Source organism: Natronoglycomyces albus, from assembly GCF_016925535.1.
Taxonomy (GTDB): Bacteria; Actinomycetota; Actinomycetes; order Mycobacteriales; family Micromonosporaceae; genus Natronoglycomyces; species Natronoglycomyces albus.
This window is the reverse complement of the sequence record NZ_CP070496.1, coordinates 3638213-3659118: the sequence shown is the minus strand read 5'-3', so window position 1 is coordinate 3659118 and position 20906 is coordinate 3638213. Positions and strand designations below refer to the sequence as shown.

Here is a 20906-nt window from a genome sequence, read left to right as displayed (position 1 = left end):
CCGAAGCCGCCGTTAGGTCCACAAAGCTTATTCGGCAACTGTATCGATGCCAATGAGCTTTACCTCAATGCCCATGTCTCGCAGCCGTCTAGCCGAGGAACCCAACGTGACCTTTGAGAAGGGGTACAGGGTGGAGGCTGACAATGTCCGTCCGTCTGTACATCGGAATGCATACACGACCTTACTGGGTACGAAGTCAAGCGGTATCGCCCGGCCGTTTCCATGTACCTGCACTAGCTCGGAGAACTTCTTTCTGGCTTCGCTGGAATGCTGCAATTCTGCTGCGGAAACCAGTCCTTGGTTGAACAGGTGGCTCAAGGGCTTCGAGCTGCCGCCCTGCTTGACATGGATCAGTTCATTGTCAGGCCCTAGAAGATCGCATGCTTCGAACTTACGACCGCCGCTGATGGAGATGAGTTTCCGGTCCAAGCAGGGCATTTGGGTTCGGATCGCTGCGAAGTGCAGGTAGTCCTCCTCCTTCCAGCCGTCCTTCCAGGCGGGCAATTCGATGTCGCTGCTCCCTGCGAGCAGCTCCTCGATGAGTCCGTCCTGGCTGTCTGCATAAGCGCCGTCGAACTCCAGCCACTCCCCGTCCAGAAGATGGTAGCGCCGTTCATCGAGGCTGACTGTTGCCTCGATCCACTTCAGCGCATTGGAGTGGGAGAGTCGATCACGTTGGAGTTGATCGGTATAGAGTTGGATTCGCCCTTTTCTAAGAGAAGCTACTCGTGTCCCTTCCTTTTGAACCGAGGCGCGGGTAGCTATTGCCTCCATCGTGACCTCTGTGACGGGTTTGGCGGGCGCGGACCCAATCCGGATCTCCGTACTACGGGCCTGGTGATAGTCGTCAAGGCATTCTTCGGGGATAGCAATCGCCAAGTCGCGGCAGGCCGTTTCAGTTGAAGAAAGGATCGACTCGAGATTTGCGTCTAGCCACTCGCGGCGCGTGGTGTCATTGACAACTGCCATGTGGTCCACAAAGGCTAGCTCAGCAATCGGTGCTTTCTCGTTAATGATCGCCGCGATCGTGCGAATATCATGTACCAAGTCTTCCGGTGCGACGCCAAACCGGGCGCGAAGTCCAATGCCCCCTTGAATCCGTATGTCTCCGCTGCCGTTACGAGATGCCGTGAGATCTAGACCGGTGGTGGTCGCTCCGAGGCGGTCGATGACGTCGCTTTGTTGATCAACACCGATCAGCCACACAGGTATGCCGCCTGCGGCCCAGGTGCCGTCAACCCTGCCGCGTTGACCGGGTCGTCTCCGTACCAAGTCTCGAACCCGCTCGGGGTCGGCAACTCGGGCTGCGAAGGACAACCCAAATCGAGCGTCTTTGTATTCACTGGGGATTAAGTGGTATCCAGTGCCGTACCCAAGGCCGTATACAGTGCCGTCAACCGCTATGAGCAGCAGAGCAAAACTATTTTGGGTGGTCAGGTCAAGCGGCAACCCGGTGGTCTTCCGAGCATTGTTAAGCCATGACGGCTTGCACTCGTCACCCTGACCGAAGACCACCAGAGCCGGACAGCCAGCCACCTCGGTGTTGCTGTAGTCAGCCCCGCGTTCGATGAGTTTGTCAATTCGTTCGTCTCCGAGCGCTTCAAACATTGCATCGGTATTAGGCTCGATGTCTCTCAGCCGATGCAGAGTCGCTATATGGGTTGAGGAATCGGGCGGTGACATAAGCTAGGCTCACTCCATGGACAGTTGCGAAGAGCGACCTTCTCATCACACACTTAGATCGGGACCTTGTCTGTCGTGGAGTTGACATCTAGTGGTCAAGGTGGTGGCCAGCTCAGCATCCTGGGGCAACCATCCGCGCTCAATGCCTCCATCGTCGTCGGCCAAGGGTGGATCGAACCCGCGTCCGTTTTGCCCTTTGTGTCATTTGTGCATTTCGGATGAATAGTCCGGTCAGCTCATGTGATCTTCTGTGATCATGCGGTTACCAGATTGACTACCTGAGGTAATCAGGCCACAGCCGCTCCGTATCCTGGATGTACGCCATGTCAAAGTAGAACTGCGGGGTAGCAATTTGGGAGGCTGGACGCTTGGTACAGCGTGTTTGGGACGGAGAGCCCTCGAATTTTCAGTGGGAGCAAGAGGGGCTTGACCACATCAAGAACTGTCTTGATGAACTCCCCATCCCCTACTACGCACGGCAGTGCTTTAGTTTTACCGCACCCAACGGAGCAGTTCGGGAGTGCGACCTACTCATTGCTGTCCCCGCAGGTTTCTTTCTCGTCGAGCTGAAGGCCCATCGTGGACGAGCGAAGAACAATGGGGCCACCTGGTCGTTCGGACGTGACAGCACGATCGGCAATCCGCTCCACCTGACCAACCAGAAGGCCAAGGAGCTCAAGGGTTTGCTCCAAAAGGTCAGCACCGGGAATGCGAAGATCCCCTTTCTCGACGCTGCCGTATTCCTCTCGGCTCTCGACCTAGTCTGCGAATTTGACGAGATTCAAAAGACCAAAGTCTATGGCCGAGAAGGGCTGAGCAACCAGACCGGTCTGGCTGGAATTGTCACCGGCCTTCTTAACCGAGCGCCCCGCCCAGACCGGCGCACGCCCCAAGGCTTCTTCGCGAGGCTCCCGCAGCTGCTGACCAAGATCGGCGTTGCCCCAATCCGCACCCAACGCCGTATTGGCCAGTACACGCTCGACCCGAAGGAACTTGATTCGGGCCCCACCTGGCAGGACTTCCTAGCCAGCAACACGGATTTCCCCGAGGACCCGCCCCGGCGAGTACGCATTTACCTCACTGCCAAGGGATCTAGCGAAGAGGCCCGCGCCTCGATGACGATGGCGGTCGAGCGTGAGTACAAGAGTTTGGTGGGCATTAATCACCCCGGCATCGTCTCGGTCGACAATCGCGGGGTGGTCGAAGACCTCGGACCTGCGGTCGTGTTCGAACACGGCCGCAGCTGGCAGCGACTGAACCAGTATATGGCGACCGGCGGGGAGTGGCTCCCGCTCGAGACCCGGGTGGAGATGATCCGCCAACTCGCCGACGCCCTCCGTCACGCCCACGGCCAGCGCCTCTATCACCGGGCATTGGCGGCCAATAGCGTTTGGGTTGAGGTCGACGGCCAGTACCCGCGCCTGCGTATTGCCGATTGGCAGGGGGCCGCCCGCCGTGGTCGGGATCAGGCGGGCCATACGACCTCGTGGGGCAAAGTGGCTCCTCACATCGGTGCCGCCGCGGGCACTTATATCGCCCCGGAAGCCCCGAACGTGCAGGCTGACCCGATCCAGCTGGACATTTTTGGCCTCGGGGCGCTTGCCTATCTCATCCTGACTGGCCAGGAACCGGCCGAGACTCGCGAGAGTATGGCCGAACTGCTGAAGGCAAGCGAGTCGCTGGTTCCCTCCGCCATTAGCGATGACATGACCCCGGCGATGGACCAGATGGTGCAGGGCGCGACCTGCCACCACAGCCGCAGGTTTGCTGACGTAGCCGCATTTATGGCCGAGCTTGACACCGTGGAGGAGGAGATCAGTGCCCTCTACGACGAGCCGGACCCCGACCCTTTGACCGCCGGTCCTGGCGACACGGTCGGGCAGTACCGGATCAAGCGGGTTTTGGGCAGCGGCGGAACCGGCCGGGCGCTGCTGGCCGAGGACACTGAGAAGGCCAAGGGCGAGGAACACTTTGAAGTGGTCCTCAAGGTGGCTCTGGATGAGGAGCGCGCTACGCAGGCACTCGCATACGAGGCCGAGGTTTTGCGGTCTGTTCGTGCCACTCACGTGGTGGAGCTGCTGAGAGGCCCCATCGACCTTGGGGGTCGCAAGGTCCTCGTCGAAGCCGTGGCTGGCGAACAGTCGCTTGCCCAGTACCTGCGCCGAGAGGGCAGCCTGACTGGTGAGGAGCTGAAGGGTTGGACGCGGGATCTTTTTGGGGCTTTGCGTAACCTGGAAGATCATGGTGTCCGGCATCGCGACATTAAGCCCGACAATCTGGGGGTTCGAGAGGGTAAGAACAAGCAGCGTCGCCACCTCTTCCTCTTCGATTTTTCACTTTCCGGAGTCGCACTTACCAATCTTGAGGCGGGTACTAAGGCGTACCTTGATCCGTTCCTGGGGCCTCCTCGTCGCACCAGCTATGACTCGGCCGCCGAACACTATGCCCTGGCGGTCACCCTCTACGAAATGGTGACTGCCGAGCTGCCTTCCTGGGGTGACGGCCTGACCGAACCGGCTGATCTGCCGGAAACGGAGACGGTTCCGCAGATCCGGTCTGACGCATTCGACCAGTCGATCGCCGCAGGTTTGAAAGCCTTCTTCCTCAAAGCGCTGCACCGTGACGTGAAGAAGCGGTTTGACGACCTGGACGCGATGGAGGATGCTTTCCGCAAGGCTCTGAGCTCGGAGCCGGACCCCGTCTCGATCCAGGTACCCCGCCCTGACCCCCAATCCCGACTTGCCCCTGACTTGCCTTTGTCGCAGACCGATCTCAGCGAGAAGGCTCGCGCCGCAGCTCTGAAGCGGCTCAAGATCGACACGGTCGGCCAGCTGACCGAACTGCCTGGTATTGATATCCAGACCCTCCGCGGCGTGGGCCTACTGGTTCGCAATGAACTGCAACAGAAGGCCCGTGAGTGGCGCGGCAAGTTGCATTTGGCCGAGACCGCCCCTGGATTGGGGGAAGCGCCCGGGGAAGCCGGTCATGCCACGGTCGATGCGATCGCTGCTGAGCTAGTCAGTGTCAAGGGCGAGGTGGATTATCAGCGTTGTATTCGGGCGCTCGTTGGCCTGCCGGAAGGCAACCAACCTGCCCCGGTCCGAGTGTGGGCCCCGGCTGATCAGATCGAGCGTGCAACTGGCATGACGTCGGCGCGGATCACCCAGTACCGCAATCAGGTCCGGGACAGTCGGTGGAAGAAGCTCAGGTCGATTAATGCATTGCGTGATCTGGTTGCTGAGGTCTTGGCGGAGCACGGGCGCGTCATGGAGGCCTCTCGGCTGGCAGCTGCAATCTTGGTGCGACGCGGTTCGGCCTTGAGCGAACATGACGAACGTCTGGCCAATGCGGGTGCTGCCGTCTACGCGGCGGTTCATGTGGAGGACAGTCTGGAGGAACCGCGGTATCTTCTACACCGCCGTTCCGATGGCTCAGTGCTAGTAGCGCTCTCGGACGGTGAGGACTACACGAAGCCAACCGAACGTGAGCTTTTCGATTACGTGGCTGAGCTTGCCTTGGAAGCTCAGCGGCTCGTTTCCGGGCTTGGTGAGGCAGACCCGCTGCCGCCGTCAGCCGAGGCGATTGCCGCGCTTCGCTCCTGCGCGTCCCTCGATGGCGTGGTTTTGACTGACATTGACCTGGTGCGATTGGCTGCCGACGCCAATAAGTCAGTCGCGGTCACGCCTCGGTTGGAGTTGTATCCGACTGACATGAACCCGAGGCGGGCAGTGGCGCTCACTCAATTGAGCGCCTACCTCGATGATGAGGACGGGGTCAGGTGGCAAGACTTGATCAAGCGCGTCAAGGCGCGGTTCGGAGACCTGGAAGGCTTCCCGAGAGATCTTTCGGGCCTATTGGATCTCTTGGATGAGTGCGACCTCGATGTCGAGGAGCACCCGTCGGCCCGCGGCCGTCTGCGGCTGGGGGAAGGCAGCCGCACCAGTTCCATCAAGGGCCCGCGGACAACTGGGGTTGGAAGCGGGGCCGATGAGGCCGCGCGATTCACCTACCGGATTGATAAAGCTGTCGAAAGCGGCGGTTTCCGGGCAATCAAGACTGGAGTCGCCGAGACTTGTGCAGCTGCTAAATGGCTGGCCGCACGACCCGGTGTGGTCGCGTTGGATGTGCAGGCAGTTTTCCTGCGACTCTTGCGTCAATACGTGGCCGAACGCGGTAACAAACCGTCTTGGGAAAGAGTCCTGGCTGCGGATACGGTTCCGCCTCCAGCGCCATTGACGAACCTTCTGGTAGAGGTGTGGAACCGGTTTGAAACGGCGTTGCTGGAAGCTACGGCGGAGGGCCGGGTGCTTTTCCTGTACAACGCGACGCCGCTGGGCCGCTACTCCGGCGGCCAGAAAGTTCTGCATGAGCTTCTCAGCGCGGCCCGGCGTCCCGAGCTGCGGCCGCACGGGGTGTGGCTGTTGTGCCCGACGGATGCCTTGCGGCACGTGGCCCATCTGGACGGTTACAACGTCGGTGCTATCGACTCAGCTGGTGAACAGATACGATTTCCTGCCGGGGTGTTGAAACCACGCCTCGATGAAGACCTGCCCGCCCCTGCCCTGAGCGAGGAATCTAGTGGACAATAAGTTGCTGCTTGCTGACCTGAAACAGCAAGTCAAGGCTCTTGAGGCCGATTTGTTGGAGCGGGCGGACGAGGCCGAGTTCTGCAGCACGCTTCAAAACGAATACGCGGCCGCCAAGAACGCTGATCGCATTGCGGTCACCTATGAGACTTGGCTTGACGCTCAGGTAACTCAAGCTGCGGCTGCGTGGGTGCTTGGCACAGTATTCCAGCGGTTCTGCGAGGACAACCGGCTGATCGAATACCCGTACCTGGCAGCGTCAGGAGAGGCGCGTTGGGATATCCCGGCCGACCGTCAACACGAATTCTATGGGCAGAACCCCGGTCGGGATACCGACCGGGACTGGATTCTGGCGGGATTCGACGACATGTCGAAGGCATCTAAGGTCGCGGCTGGGCTGTTTGATCAGACCCACAACCCGATGTGGCGGATTACGCCGAGCCACCATGCGGCGAAACAACTGGTCGAGTTCTGGCGACTGCGTGGTGAGGACGGCGAACTGGTCCATGACTTTGAGGACCCGGAGTGGGATACGCGCTTTCTTGGGGACCTATACCAGGACCTTTCGGAAGCGGCTCGGAAAAACTTCGCGCTGCTGCAGACGCCAGAGTTCGTGGAAGAGTTCATTCTTGACCTGACGTTGAAACCGGCTATGGACGAGTTCGGTCTGGAACCGGAATACCCACGGCCGGATGTGCGTGAGGATATGCCGAAGGGCCTGCGCATCATCGACCCGACCTGCGGATCGGGCCACTTCCTACTAGGCGCGTTCGACCGGTTGCTGAAGGCTTGGCAGCACCGTGCTCCCGGAGCGGAGCCCTGGGAATTGATCCGCAAGGTGCTGTATGGCATTCACGGGGTTGACAAGAACCCGTTCGCGGTAGCAATTGCCCGGTTTCGGTTGTTCGTGGCGGCAATGAAGGCGGCCGAGGCGAAAACCCTTAAAGAGGCACCTGACTTCCCGGTCAATATCGCGGTAGGTGACTCTTTGTTGCACGGCCGAGGTGCCACGCAGGTGCAGGAAGCTCTTAACGCGACCCTGGAGCCACATACATTCGTTACTGAGGACATCTATGAGGAACGCTTCGGGAATGTCGACCTGCTTGGACGAGGGTCATACCATGTAGTGGTAGGAAATCCGCCGTATATCACGGTGAAAGACAAGCGGGAAAACGCCAACTACCGGGCAGCATACAAGGACGTGTGCAAAGGTAAATACGCGCTGTCGGTCCCTTTTGCTGCGCGGTTCTTCGAACTTGGAGTCAATGGCCGACATGAACGTGTCGGCGCTGGCTATATTGGCCAAATTACGGCAAATTCGTTCATGAAACGAGAGTTCGGAACTGAGCTCATTGAAAAATATTTCAATCTGAAGGTCGACCTGACACACGTTATCGATACCTCGGGTGCCTACATTCCGGGTCATGGCACCCCGACCGTGATCTTGGTTGGAAGGAAATCCGCGCAGCGAGGTCATGATGTCCGAGTAGTGCAGGGAATCCAAGGTGAGCCTTCACAGCCCACTGTTCCGTCGAAGGGGGTGGTCTGGAGTGCAATAGTAAGCCAAATTGACCATCCTGAAAGCGAAAGCAAATGGGTTAGTTGTGCTGACCTGAACCGAGGACGACTAGCCAAGCATCCATGGAGTCTTTCAGGTGGTGGAGTTGATGAATTGCTGCGTACACTAAGCCAGGCTGAAAATAGTCTATCCAAACCAAGGGTAATTAGAATTGGGATCTTCGGCATGACCAATGCAGATGATGCAATGCTTGCCCGAAAGGTTGACTGGAGGCGGCGAACGAAGTCTCTCGATTTGAAGAAGCGGTTGGTGCTTGGCGTTGAAATTCGTGACTGGAATATCAGTGGGGAGAACTTCGCTTTTTTCCCGTATAGAGATGACCTATCGCTTGTTGACTTTAATAAGAAATTTGACAGTTACAAGTGGATGTGGCCTTACAGGACCGTAGCAGGGAACCGCCAGACTTTCGGAAAGGTCTCTTACTTTCAAGAATGTCGGCCTTGGTATGAGTGGCATCAAATTGTGGTAGATAAGGGTGCACATGAATTCGCCATCACGTATGCCTTTGTCGCTACGCATAACCACTTCGTGCTCGACCGCGGGGGGAAGGTCTTCAAGCAGTCGGCTCCCGTGATCAAGTTGCCAGAGGGCGCCACCGAGGACGACCATCTAGAGCTACTCGGCCTGTTGAACAGTTCCACGGCCTGCTTTTGGCTTAAGCAGGTTTCGTATCCAAAGGGTGGCGATCCAGTAGGGAAAGACGGAGCGCGTGTGAGTGCTGAAGGTTGGGATGATAGATACGAATTCACCGGAACCAAACTGAAGGAATTCCCGCTTCCGTCCAAACTCCCGCTTGATTCTGGACGCCGACTAGATTCCCTGGGACGGGAGCTTGCCTCAACCGAGCCTTCCGCGCTTACGGAAGTTGAAGCCCCCACCCGCACCAGCCTTGATAATGCTCGAGCAGCCAACACATCGCTCCGCCGTCAGATGATCGCCGCTCAAGAAGAGTTGGATTGGGAAGTCTACGGCCTCTATGGCCTTCTCGATGAGGCCGAGCGCGCCAGTCTCACCACTGACCCCGAGGCCGTTCCGGAAATCAACCTAGGTGAGCGGGCCTTCGAAATCGTCCTAGCCCGCAAGATGAAAGCAGGTGAGGTCTCGACCGAGTGGTTCTCTCGCCACGGCTCCACCCCGATCACCGAGATCCCGTCCCACTGGCCCGCAGCCTATCAAGAACTTGTACAACGGCGAATTGACTGCATCGAGTCTCGCAAGGACATCGCGCTCATTGAGCGACCCGAATGCAAGCGCCGCTGGTCGACCACCCCGTGGGAGCAGCGCGAGCAAGAAGCGCTTCGTTCCTGGCTCCTTGACGCCTGTGAACGCCGGGAACTCTGGTTTGCTCCCGACCACAACGGCATCGAGCAGCCCCAGCCGTTGACGATCAACCAGCTCGCCGACAAGCTCCGGGACGACGACGATGTCGATTCCGTAGCCAAGCTATACGCTGGCTCTGATGTCGACCTCGCCAAAGTCCTCGCCGACATCATCGACACCGAGCACGTTCCCTACCTGGCGGCCCTGCGTTATAAGGACTCCGGCCTGCGCAAACGCGCCCAGTGGGAAGAGACCTGGGAAAAGCAGCGCGAAGAAGACCGCACGGGCGAGCGCCTTGACATCGCCGTCCCGCCCAAGTACGGCACCGGCGACTTCCGCAAGACCTCCTACTGGCGTCAGCGCGGCAAGCTCGACGTGCCCAAGGAACGGTTTATCTCCTATCCTGGTGCCGCTCCCGACAATGACAGCTCGCTGCTGATCGGCTGGGCCGGATGGGACCACCGCCAGGCTGCACACGCACTGACCATGCTCTCCCATGTCCGAAGTGAAGAAGGCTGGGACTCAGAGCGCCTGAGGCCGATTTTCGCCGGTCTGGCAGAACAATTGCCTTGGCTAAAACAATGGCACGATGATGAAGTAGACCCTGAGCTTGGGGTGACGCCTGCCCAGCTGTACGCGGACTTCCTGAGCGAACAACAGGAACGGTTTGAACTGTCCGATGCCGATCTCGCCACCTGGAGGCCCCTTGCCTCTGCCCGGAGCCGCAAGTCCAAAAAGAAGCAACCATAGCGGAGGTTAGCCGATGTCCCAGCCCCAGCGCCTCTCAGACCTATTTGACCTACCCACGTCCGTGCATCCGGGTGATTTCGTCCTGGAACTTGGCCGTGACGATCAACCCGAAAAAGTCCTCAACGACTATGTCGTGACCGAAGACTTGGCTGACCGATTCAGGACTGCTTTGGAACTGATCGAACAAGCAGTCACCGGGAACAGTTCCAAGGGCACCTATCTCGACGGTTCATTCGGCTCCGGTAAGTCGCACTTCATGGCAGTGCTGCGAGAGATTCTCCGCCACAACCCCGCAGCCCGAGGCAAGCACCGACTGGTTGACGCCATCGTCGCCCACGACAATTGGCTTCAGAATAAGCGGTTTCTCCAGGTCAGTCTGCACATGATCGATGAGGACTCCCTTGAGGACGCGGTTCTGGGGGGCTATGTGAAGGCCATCCAGGAACTGCACCCCGAGGCTGCGCTCCCAGCCGTCTACCGAGACGGCATGTTGCTTAACAACGCGCTCCTCTTGCGCGAAAAGCTCGGTGACGAGGCCTTCGTCTCCGGCCTGCCCAGTAGCGCGGCCGCTGAGGCAGACGAGTGGGGCGACGACTTGGCGGGCACGTGGGACTCGGAGACGCTCGACGCCGCCTTTTCCGCGCCCCCAGGTGATACGGCCCGGACTGAGCTGGTCTCGGCGCTGATGAAGTCCTACTTCTCTCATTTCACCGGCTACACCCAGGGCGAGAACTCCTACCTCAAACTCGACCAGGGACTTTCGGTAATTAGCCACCATGCCAAGCACCTCGGATACGACGCGGTCGTGCTCTACCTCGACGAGTTGGTGCTCTGGCAGTCGAAGTTCGTCGGCGAACCATCGAAGCTGAAAAACGAGGCGCAGAAAGTCTCGAAACTGGTCGAGTCGGCAGAGGCAAAGCGCCCGGCCCCAATCATTAGCTTTCTGCCCCGGCAGCGCGATCTGCGCGAACTAGTCGGCCGAGACATCGCCGGCACCGACACCGAGTCGCTGTTCGACACGCTTAAGTACTGGGACGGCCGCTTCGGCACGATTTCCCTGGCGGACACCAACCTTCCCGCTGTTGTCTCCGAGCGGCTGCTCAAGCCCAAGGACGATGCGGCCGCTGGCGCGCTGGCCGATGCGTTCGACCGGACCAAGAGCAATCGGCGCGAGGTGTGGGACATCCTGCTGGACTCCGAGGGCGGGCGTGCCACAGTTGACGACTTCGCCGCCACCTACCCGTTCTCACCGGCTTTCATGCACACCATTGTCGACGTATCGAGTGCGTTGCAGCGTGAGCGCACCGCGCTCAAACTGCTCATGCAGTTGCTGGTTGACCACCGGGACATGCCGCTGGGGCAGCTCATGCCGGTAGGCACGATCTTTGAAGTGCTCATTGACGGTCAAGACAAGCCATTCACCGACCGGTTGCGAGATGAATACAACCGCATCAAGGAGTTCTACCTTGACGAGCTGCGTCCGTGGTTGCTTGACCGGCACAAGCTGAAGACCGAGGCCGAAGTACGGGACCTGTCGCCCAAACACGCCTTCCGAGCTGACGACATGGTGGTCAAGACCCTGATGTTGTCGGCGCTAGTCCCGCGGGTGCCTGCGTTGGGGCACCTGACGGCTTCGCGTTTGGCGGCCCTCAATCAAGGGGCGATCGCCTCACCGATCCCCGGAGCCGAAAAACAGAAGGTCGCCAAGACGCTCAAGGACTTGGGCGTTACTTTCAGTGCCTTTCGTATCACCGGATCCGACGACCCCCAAGTCACGATCCAGCTGTTGCAAGTAGATGTCAAGTCGATCATTCGTAGCGCCGCGAGCAAATCAGGTGATAAGCCGCCGGAGAACCGGCTGGCGCTTAAGCGACTCCTGTGGGAAGAACTAGGCTTGCGCGACCCAGACGAGCGCATTACCACCACCGATGTGACGTGGCGGGGGACGACCAGGTCGGTCGAAATCCTCTTCACGAACATCCGCGAGACCGCGCAGGTTGATCTCTACTCAGAGGAACCTGACCGCATTCGGTTGGTTATCGATTACCCATTTGACGAAGGAGCCAGCTTCAGTCCGACCGAAGCCCGGCTGGTTATCGAAGAAGCTCAGAAGAACTTCAGTGGGACAGCCCCGCTGGCCGCCGGGATGATTCCGGCCTTCTTCACGGCCGAACGCCAAGCCGACCTAGCCAAGTACGTGACCATCCGCTATCTCCTAGAGCGCGAGGAACGGCTGATCGAGGCCAGCCCCAACCTCAGCGGCGAAGACCGAGCCGAAGCGCGGATTGCCTTGAACTCGCAGCAAATCGCGTTGAAGGAACGCATCCTCTCAGCTACGAAACAGGCCTATGGCGTCAATCAGGACCAGCCCACCGACGTGGATGACCATCCCCAAGGGCGGGATCGAGTTCTCGGATTGGACCAGCGTTGGCACTACCAGTTGCAGCCGGGCTCGTCGCTGTCCGATTCGATGGCCGACATTGTCAAGAGCCTGCTTGACCACGCCTACCCAGACCACCCCGACCTTGGCTCGGGGGCCAGAGGTCGAACTCGCGCCTACAAGCGGGCAGAGCTCGACATTGTCTTGCGCACGGTGGAAACGGCGGTGAAGGACCCGAACCGTCGAGCCGAGATCACCAAGGACGATCGCGAGGTCCTGAGGCGGATCGCCGGTCCGCTCGACCTGGGAACCGTCAACGAAGGGTCAATGATTCTGCCCGACCGATGGCGGCGCGACATCAATACCCGGGCCGAGGCCACCGGGCATCCCGAATCGCTCACCGTAGCCCAGATACGCGACTGGGTTATGGAGAAGCACCCTGGGCTGCCTGGGGATCTTCGGGATCTGGTGGTGCTGTGTTACGCCATTGAAGATGACCGCACCTGGATGCGCTCGGGCACGACTATTGAGGCTCCAGGGCTGACTGGCTTGGCCGCTGACATGCGCTTGTGCAAGCAGCCTTTGCCTGAGCGAGAAACCTTCGACCGTGCCTCGCAACGCGCTGTGAAGATCTTTGGGGCCGAACCCCGGCCCGCGTACAATTCCCGCGCGCTGGTATCGATGACCAAGCACATGAGATTGGTCCTGCATGAGAAACAGCAGGCGGTGGAAAACCTCCATGCCGCTCTCCTGGCGCGCAAGACCACCCTGGGCCTGGACGAACAGAGCCCGCGTTTGGTGACAGCCACCGAACTCAAGGAGCTGTTTATAAGCCTGTCGGAGGCCGAGGGCGACCTCGACCTGTTCGAGCGGCTTGCCGCTCCCGAACTCACGCGCGATGCCGGCATCTATGTGCGCAGCATCCGTGACGCCGCCGTGCTGGCTGGAGTGCTGAACAACGAAACCAACACCTGGACAATCCTCGACCCGCTAGTGACCGACACTAGCCCCGAAGCTGTCAAGATCCTCAATCGGCTGCGGCAGGCAGCGGAAAAAGACCAACATGACGCGCCGCTAGAGCCAGTCATCCGCGACTGTGTCACGGCGGCAACGAATCGGTTGGTCAAGGCTCGTCCGCCGACGCCTCCTTCGCCGCCCGACCAGGCGAAAGCAGCCGCCCCCGGCCAAAGCGAACCAACCCAGCCTGGGGTGATTACTCGCCGGGCCAGCGCTGGACAACTAAAGTCCGCCTTTCCTGACCTTTCCGACGAGCTCGACGATGGCGAATACGACGTCACCTTCATGAAAGTGGAGCGACAATGAGCGGAGCTGTGCCAGCAGCCAGCAGGGGCATCGTCGAGGCCATCGTGCGCGAGATCGGCTGCCGAGCGAACGGGCCGTCAACGGTCCTCTTGCATGCCGACCCGGTCTGGGATGGACCGGACTCAATCACCGTGGGCACCAACGGCAACTCCCTCACGGTGACCGTCCGTCCAGCGAAGACAGTCCTGGCCGTGCTCGACTTGATCGACCGACACGACGGTAATGGCCTGCTGGTGGTGCCCACCGACATGACCGAAAACGAGCTCGGCACGTCGTTGCGTGCGCAAATTGCCGGGCATAAGGTCACGTCGATCGACCCTTGGGAGGCGATCCGCGCCAACTCCAAGGCCGAGCACATCGACCGAAGGCTGCGCGGTAAAGGCGACGACTGGATCGCCGAGCAGTTGCTCTACTACGGCTCCGAGCTGTGGAAACGTCGCAGCCAGCCGCCGCGAGCACTCGCTCGCGAGGACGTACTCCGCCGACTTCTTGGCCTCCACCTGCACAGTGACCCAGACGCGGTGGTGGACGTGGCGTCGATGCTCACCTGGAGCCAGGCGGCGACGAATATCGAACAATGGCACGACCTAGACCGACCACTACGTGACCACTTGGCGGCTGCGCTGCGAGAAATCGCCGGGCAAACCGCCGCGCTCGTCGTGGTGCTGGCCGAAACTGGCGAAGCTCGCGATGCGCCCCCCGTCGCGGTGGCCGCCAAAGCACTTGCGGATGCCGGGTCGGAGGCCCAAATTCCCCAAGCCCGATTCGAGCAGCGCTTTTTCGGTAACGACCGTCCCGATGCGGATGCACTCCGGCGCTTTGCCGAGGCGGGCCTTGCTCACCTACAACGCCAGGCTGAAAGCGATAAGGATATCGCCGGAGCTGCCTTCCGGCGTGCCGAAGCAATCCTCGCTGAGATCGGTGCGGAGAGCGTCATCGCAGCATCCGACCTATTCGTAGCTGGTCTACATGCTCGCCTCGCGGATTTTGCCGCCATCTTGAAGCGCACGCTAAGTCGGCCGGAGGGAATCGGTGCGCTAGAGACGTCCTTCGAACAGGTTAAGAGCCATACGATGGCCGCCGATCGTTCGGGCCCCATCGAGGATGCTCGGGCCGCACTGCGTCTGACGCGTTGGCTTGCCAACGAGGTGCCCCAGGGCCTGACAGTGTCCGAATGGGTTGACTGGCAGATCCGCGAAGGCGGCTGGGTCGACTCCGCTCGCGCACGTTTGCGCGTAGCTGACACGGCGAACAACCCCCGCCTCGGGCGGGTTTATCAAGCATTGCTTGACCGAGTCCGTGAACGCAGGGCGCTCGCGGACCAACGGTTTGCTGAACGTCTAGCGGCCTGGAATACCGGTGAGACTGAGCGGTTGTTGCTGGCGGAGAACCTTCAAGACCGGATCATGCGCCCGCTGGCCGGAACCACAGGACGAGAAGCCGCGCCGCTGCTGGTCGTCTGTGACGGGATGAGTGCGGCCGATGCCATCACCATCGGTGCCGACATTGCGGCAGGGGGCAGTTGGGTCGAGGTCGGCCGGTTTGATTCCGGACGGGAAGGCGCGCTTGCCACTGTTCCATCCTCGACTGTCTACTCGCGTGCCAGCCTGTTGGCTGGCAGCCTTGTCTCGGGCGGACAAGAAGCCGAGCGGAAGGGACTTACCCAGCTGTGGGGGCGACGCAAGGTCCAGCTGTTTCACAAGGGTGACCTGCGGGCTACCGAGGTGGGTCAGATACCGAAGGCCTTGCAAGGCGCGCTCGCGGATCGCGACACTGTCGTAGCCGTCGTCCTGAACACCATTGACGATGCCCTCGATAAGGATGAGCTGGCCTCGCGCCCGCTGTGGCAGGTGTCCAATATCGACTACCTACAGCCGCTGCTGGACGCGGCCTCTCGAACAGCAAGGCCCATCGTCTTGTGCTCTGATCATGGGCACGTGCGCGAACCCGGCAATGCCAAGGCGGCCGTTTGGGGCGACAGTGCCCGCTGGCGTAGCGGGGAGGCTGCGACTGATGGCGAAGTCGTGCTCACCGGCCCCCGGGTGTTGGAGGGCGATGCGTTGGTGGCCGCAGTGGACGAGCGAGTTCGCTATCGGTCCAAGCGCTCCGGGTATCACGGCGGCGCGTCCCTGGCCGAGATGGTCATTCCCGTGCAGGTCTATGTCCCCACGGCAAAGGCTCGCGCCGAACACTGGGTGGTCTACGACTCGGCCGCCGTCCACCAGCCCGAATGGTGGAACAACTCAGTACGCACCGCTGAACCCTCGTCGAAGTCAAAGCAAAGTGGTAAGCCTACGCAATCTGCGGCAACCTTGTTTGCGGAAGTCACGCTGGGCCAGCAGATCTGCGAGTCCGATACCTACCGTGCGCATGTTAAAGGGCTGCGACGGGTACCGGACTCGGTCGCGGTCATGGCGATCATCGACGCTGTCCAGTCGGCCGGAGGTGTCCTAGCCTCGGCCCAGGTCGGCAAGATCGCGGATAAACCGGCAGCCAGCGTTGATGGCTATGTCAGCCAACTCCAACGAGCCCTGAACATTGATGGGACACAGGTGCTCTCTAAACAGGACGACGGCACGAGCATTCGAATCGATCTGGAACTTCTGCGCCAGCAGTTCCTCGGGGGCCGCCGCCGATGAACTCTCAACCCCTCGTTACTGCGAAAGCCTCTCTGGGCCGGGCATTCGGATCCATTGTCTGGGCGTTGAGCCCGCTACTGAGCTTCGGATTGCTCACCCCGGTGACCTTCCTGATCGCCTGGATACGTCGCCGCACGTTCGTCCAGTTCCTCGGGTTCGCGGTGTATTTGGCACTGTGGATCGGCGCGCTGGTGTTCAGTGAAGGTCGACAATACGAGCAAGTCATGATGTACGCCTACCTCATCGTCCTATGGAATTTTGCCACCGTCCATGCGTTCCTAGTGCGGCGTAAGATCTGGTACCGGCCCGAGTCGTCTCCTGTCGTGACCACTCCTCCACTGTTGATTCCGGAACAGACTCACACGGCCAAACAACAATCTGACTCCCACCGCCACTCTGACTTTGACCCTGGTCCTTATGGGTTCAGCCTGGCACACGATGCACCAGCCGCCGCCCTAGTGGCAAGCGCACTGCTGTCTATTGGCGAGGGTGCCACCTCGGCGCTGGCTGAGCTTGAACGGCGGTATTTCGATGGCCGCCAGGTCGGTTCGGGTTACCTGGCGCGTTTCGCTCATGCGGGAGTGGTCCATGTGGGGCGGCTCGCCCAGATTAGTCCTGACTTGGCACAAGCTACGTATCAACGGGCGTGGGCCATTGTCACCGAACTCGGTGCGGAGGCTCAAGTACTCAGCTCTGCTGGGGCCAGAGCTGTCCTGAAGGCCGATGAACTGCACAGCACCACTGATCCGAGTGTCGAATACAGCCAGCCGAAGCCGCAAGCAGCATCGGGTGCCATCAACAGTGAACCCGAGCCTGCAACAGTCGGACAGCAAAAAAATCCCACTGTTGCCTCCGGAACCTTTCCTCGTCATCCCACGCTGAGCGAGCAAGTATGCGACTCCCAGACGTATCGTGACCACGTTCGAGGCCTGCGCCGAGTCCCGGACTCCGCAGTGGTGAAAGCCATCATCGATGGCGCACAGGACGCTGGCGGAGTTTTGACAGTCGCGGAGGTAGGACGCATCGCAGGACGCCCAGCTGGCAGTGTCGACGGATACGTCACCCAACTTCAGCGGGCCTTGAATATCGACGGTTCGCAAGTGCTGACTAGAGATGATAATGGCACTAGCGTTCGGCTCAACCTGGAACTACTTCGCCAGCAGTTTCTTGGAGGACACCAGTGACTAGCCCAGAATCGGTCAGTCCAGCCCGACGCAGGGCTGTCATAGATGCCCTACGCAGAGGCACAGTCCCCGAAGCAGGGCTCGACCTGTTCGCCGTTGGGCTTGATCGGTTTGAACAGGCCATCGACGCTGAGCTTGACACCGTTTCCACCGGAAAAGCCCAGTTCAAGGCGCTGCGCGGAGAATACGGATCCGGAAAGACGTTCTTTGCGCGCTGGCTGGCCGAAAGAGCAAAACGTCGCGACATGGCCTCTGCCGAAATCCAGATTTCGGAAACCGAGACGCCCTTGCACAAGCTTGAGACTGTCTATCGACGCCTGGTGGAGCACCTATCGACGGCTGCTCAGCCGCCCAGCGCTCTGCGTGCCATTATCGAAGGCTGGTTTTACATTCTCGAAGAAGACGTGCTGGAAGCGGATTCGATCGAGGACCCCAGTCAGCTAGCACAAGCAGTCGACGCCCTAGCTGAGCAGCGACTCGCGAGCGTCGCCCGCTCGACCCCTGCTTTCTCCGCGGCTCTGCGTGCCTACCGGAGTGCGCGGCTGCGAGGCGATGATGCCTTGGCTGAAGGGCTATTGGCATGGATTGGTGGTCAGCCGAACGTCTCCGCAGTGGTGAAACGTGCTGCGGGTGTCAAAGGCGACCTGGACCACTTCGGTGCGCTTGGCTTCCTCCAAGGCCTCTTGACAGTGTTGCGCGATTCGGGCCACCCCGGTCTCCTGGTGGTTCTAGACGAGATCGAGACGTTGCAACGAGTGCGCAGTGACGTCCGAGAGAAGAGCCTGAATGCCTTGCGGCAGTGGATGGACGAGATCGACCAGGGTCGCTTCCCCGGGCTGTACCTGCTCATTACAGGAACCCCTCCGTTCTTTGACGGAACACAGGGCGTGCAACGGGCTCCGGCACTGGCTCAGCGGCTAGCAGTGGACTTCGCCGACCCGCGCTTCGACAACCCCCGGGCCGTGCAAATTCGATTGCACGGATTCGACCTGGACAAACTGGAACTGCTTGGTAGAGCGGTGCGAGATCTGTACGCCGTCGACGCTACAGACCGAGTCCACAAGGTCGTAGACGACGAATTCATCGCTGAGCTGGCCAGCGCGGTTACTGGTGGACTTGGTGGGCGCGTGGGCATTGCACCGAGACTGTTCCTGCGAAAGTTGGTTGAGGATGTTCTCGACAGAGTCGACCAGTTCGAGGATTTCGATCCCAGACAGCACTACCAACTGACCATCCGGTCGAGCGAGCTCAACGACATGGAACGAAACGCGGCATCAGCAGACGACATCGACCTGAGTCTATGAGTGTTGACCGGCTACATCCTGGACTGGTTCACCACATTGCTAACACGCTTGGCTGGTCAGACCTGCGTCCATTGCAGAAGGAGGCCATTGGACCAATCCTCGACGGCGAAGACACCATTTTGTTGGCTCCCACTGCAGGCGGTAAGACTGAGGCTTCCTCGTTTCCCCTGATCAGTGCGATGGCGTCTCAGGAGTGGAATGGACTCAGCGTCCTTTACTTGTGCCCGATCAAGGCGCTGCTGAATAACCTTGCGCCACGGCTGGAGGCATACGCGGGCTGGATGGGACGGACAGTCGGGCTCTGGCATGGTGACATCGGTGAAAGCGTGAAGAACCGTATGCGCGCCGATCCACCGAACATCTTGCTCACTACACCGGAGAGTCTCGAAGGGCTATTGATCTCGACCAAGACGGAGACGGATTTCTTTGCGAATTTGCGTGCCGTGGTTGTCGACGAGGTCCACGCTTTTGCCTCTGACGACCGAGGATGGCATCTCAGGGCCGTGCTCGAACGGCTGACTCGCCTCGCAGGACGCCCTTTGCAACGAATTGGCGCGTCTGCCACCGTCGGCAACCCAGACGAGTTGCTGAAGTGGCTACAAGGCGCGGGAATCGGGCGACGACCCGGCCGGGTCATCGCGCCAGGAGTCTTGCCGGTGGGTTCCCAGATCCCTGAGAACCCACCCAGTGGTGAAATCGAGCTCGACTACGTCGGTTCGGTTTCCAACGCCGCCAAAGTAATTGCCACGCTGCATCGAGGTGAGAAGCGGCTGGTGTTTTGCGATTCGCGTAAACTCGTCGAACAGTTGGCCGGGTGGCTGCGTGAATTTGGCGTGACGGTTTTTCTTTCGCATTCGTCCCTGTCAGTAGGCGAGCGGCGGAGAGCCGAGCAGGCGTTCGCCGAAGCTCGTGACTGTGTCATCGTTGCTACCTCCACGCTTGAGCTCGGTATCGACGTGGGCGATCTCGACCGGGTAATCCAAATCAACGCACCGAAGACCGTTGCCTCATTCCTGCAGCGGCTGGGTCGAACTGGGCGGCGTTCAGGGAGCGTCCGCAACTGTCTGTTCCTGGCAATTGATAAGCGAGGCTTGCTGGACGCAGCCGGGCTGCTGCGGTTGTGGGGACGGCACTGGGTTGAACCGGTTGCGCCACCGCCGGGACCAAATCATATTGTTGCCCAACAGATTCTGGCATTGTGCCTCCAGGAGCACCGGGTTGGTGATCGGCTCTGGCCCGGTTCGTGGAATGGCCTGAAGCCTTTCGACGCAGAGTCGAAACCCATCCTGGAGTACCTGGTTGCCGAGGGATTCATTGAGACCGACGGTGGGATGCTGTTTATCGGGCCGAATGCCGAAAAGCGCTTCGGATCCAGACACTTCGCTGACCTGACTGCGGTCTTCTGCGCCCCACCGGAGTTCACGGTTCTACATGGACGTGAGGAGATCGGTCAGGTCGACCCGTCGATTCTCATACCTGAGGAGGGCCGAGGTACCACCATTATCCTGCTTGCTGGCCGTACGTGGTATCCCAAGCACATCGACTGGAAGCGTCGCTTGTGCTATGTCGATCCTGCCGAGGGCGAAGGCAGCGCGAAATGGAGTTCTGCGGGTCTGCCGACGGGAAAGTCATTCGCGCTGGCTCAGTCGATCAGAGCGGTGGTGCTAGGCGAAGACCCGCCGGTAAAGATCACTAGCCGCGCTGAGGGAGCTTTGGCCGATCTGCGCGAGAAACACGTCGACCACGTGGATCAGACCAGTTTGATCATTCGTCGTTCGAAATCAGAACTGCGATGGTGGACCTGGGCCGGATACCGGGCCAACCTGACCTTGCAGGCTTCGCTGGATGGTATCGCCCGCGCAGACGGGGTCAGCGACTTCAGCCTTCGACTCGAGGACTCGGCTCCAAACGAAGTGCTTTCTCACGCCCTAAGCGACGCCGTGCTCGTACCGCCTACGCCGGATGTCCGTGCAGTCAACGGTCTCAAGTTCAATGACGCCTTGCCCGAAGAGCTGGCAAGAGCGACCCTTGCCGCGCGGCTGTCCGATCTTCCAGGTGCGCACCAGGCTCTGCGGATACCGAGGCACTTCGCCAGCGGTTAGCGGGCAGCCTAGATGATTCTAAGATGCAGATCACGTGGCGCCCGCATGTCGCAGTT

At 60.1% G+C, this 20906-nt stretch carries 8 protein-coding genes; 7 read left to right on the top strand and 1 reads right to left on the bottom strand.

The features are described from left to right. Nucleotides 1-27: 27 nt before the first annotated feature. On the bottom strand, nucleotides 28-1683 hold the full coding sequence (locus tag JQS30_RS15580; RefSeq protein WP_484555214.1) for a TIGR04141 family sporadically distributed protein: 1656 nt from the start codon (nucleotides 1681-1683) through the stop codon (nucleotides 28-30). Between the two features lie 368 nt (nucleotides 1684-2051). On the opposite strand from JQS30_RS15580, the gene pglW reads away from it, so the two are divergent. The 7 genes from pglW to JQS30_RS15545 are packed head-to-tail and all read left to right on the top strand — an operon-like array spanning nucleotide 2052 to nucleotide 20850. Beyond that, nucleotides 2052-6272 carry a BREX system serine/threonine kinase PglW gene (gene pglW, locus JQS30_RS15575; protein ID WP_213171153.1) on the top strand — a complete coding sequence of 1407 codons (4221 nt, stop codon included), beginning with the start codon at nucleotides 2052-2054 and terminating at the stop codon, nucleotides 6270-6272. After that, nucleotides 6262-9918 carry a BREX-2 system adenine-specific DNA-methyltransferase PglX gene (gene pglX, locus JQS30_RS15570; protein ID WP_213171152.1) on the top strand — a complete coding sequence of 1219 codons (3657 nt, stop codon included), beginning with the start codon at nucleotides 6262-6264 and terminating at the stop codon, nucleotides 9916-9918. Before pglW ends, pglX begins: the two co-directional genes overlap by 11 nt. A gap of 13 nt (nucleotides 9919-9931) precedes the next feature. After that, entirely contained in the window at nucleotides 9932-13621 is a 3690-nt protein-coding gene (locus JQS30_RS15565; RefSeq protein WP_213171151.1) for a DUF6079 family protein, read from the top strand. After that, entirely contained in the window at nucleotides 13618-16260 is a 2643-nt protein-coding gene (gene pglZ, locus JQS30_RS15560) for a BREX-2 system phosphatase PglZ (RefSeq protein ID WP_213171150.1), read from the top strand. Before JQS30_RS15565 ends, pglZ begins: the two co-directional genes overlap by 4 nt. Further along, a complete protein-coding gene (locus JQS30_RS15555; RefSeq protein WP_213171149.1) occupies nucleotides 16257-17444 on the top strand; it encodes a hypothetical protein in 1188 nt (395 codons plus the stop codon). The genes pglZ and JQS30_RS15555 overlap by 4 nt, the downstream gene beginning before the upstream one ends. Further along, a complete protein-coding gene (gene brxD, locus JQS30_RS15550; RefSeq protein WP_213171148.1) occupies nucleotides 17441-18748 on the top strand; it encodes a BREX system ATP-binding protein BrxD in 1308 nt (435 codons plus the stop codon). Before JQS30_RS15555 ends, brxD begins: the two co-directional genes overlap by 4 nt. Continuing rightward, nucleotides 18745-20850: a DEAD/DEAH box helicase gene (locus tag JQS30_RS15545; RefSeq protein WP_213171147.1), complete on the top strand. Its 2106-nt coding sequence runs from the start codon at nucleotides 18745-18747 to the stop codon at nucleotides 20848-20850. The genes brxD and JQS30_RS15545 overlap by 4 nt, the downstream gene beginning before the upstream one ends. Nucleotides 20851-20906 lie beyond the last annotated feature (56 nt).

Excerpts from the sequence above, each read along its gene's own strand:
- JQS30_RS15555 (WP_213171149.1), top strand. The coding sequence starts at position 16,257 with ATGAACTCTCAACCCCTCGTTACTGCGAAAGCCTCTCTGGGCCGGGCA.
- JQS30_RS15565 (WP_213171151.1), top strand. The coding sequence starts at position 9,932 with ATGTCCCAGCCCCAGCGCCTCTCAGACCTATTTGACCTACCCACGTCC.
- pglZ (WP_213171150.1), top strand. The coding sequence starts at position 13,618 with ATGAGCGGAGCTGTGCCAGCAGCCAGCAGGGGCATCGTCGAGGCCATC.
- JQS30_RS15545 (WP_213171147.1), top strand. The coding sequence starts at position 18,745 with ATGAGTGTTGACCGGCTACATCCTGGACTGGTTCACCACATTGCTAAC.
- JQS30_RS15580 (WP_484555214.1), bottom strand. The coding sequence starts at position 1,683 with ATGTCACCGCCCGATTCCTCAACCCATATAGCGACTCTGCATCGGCTG.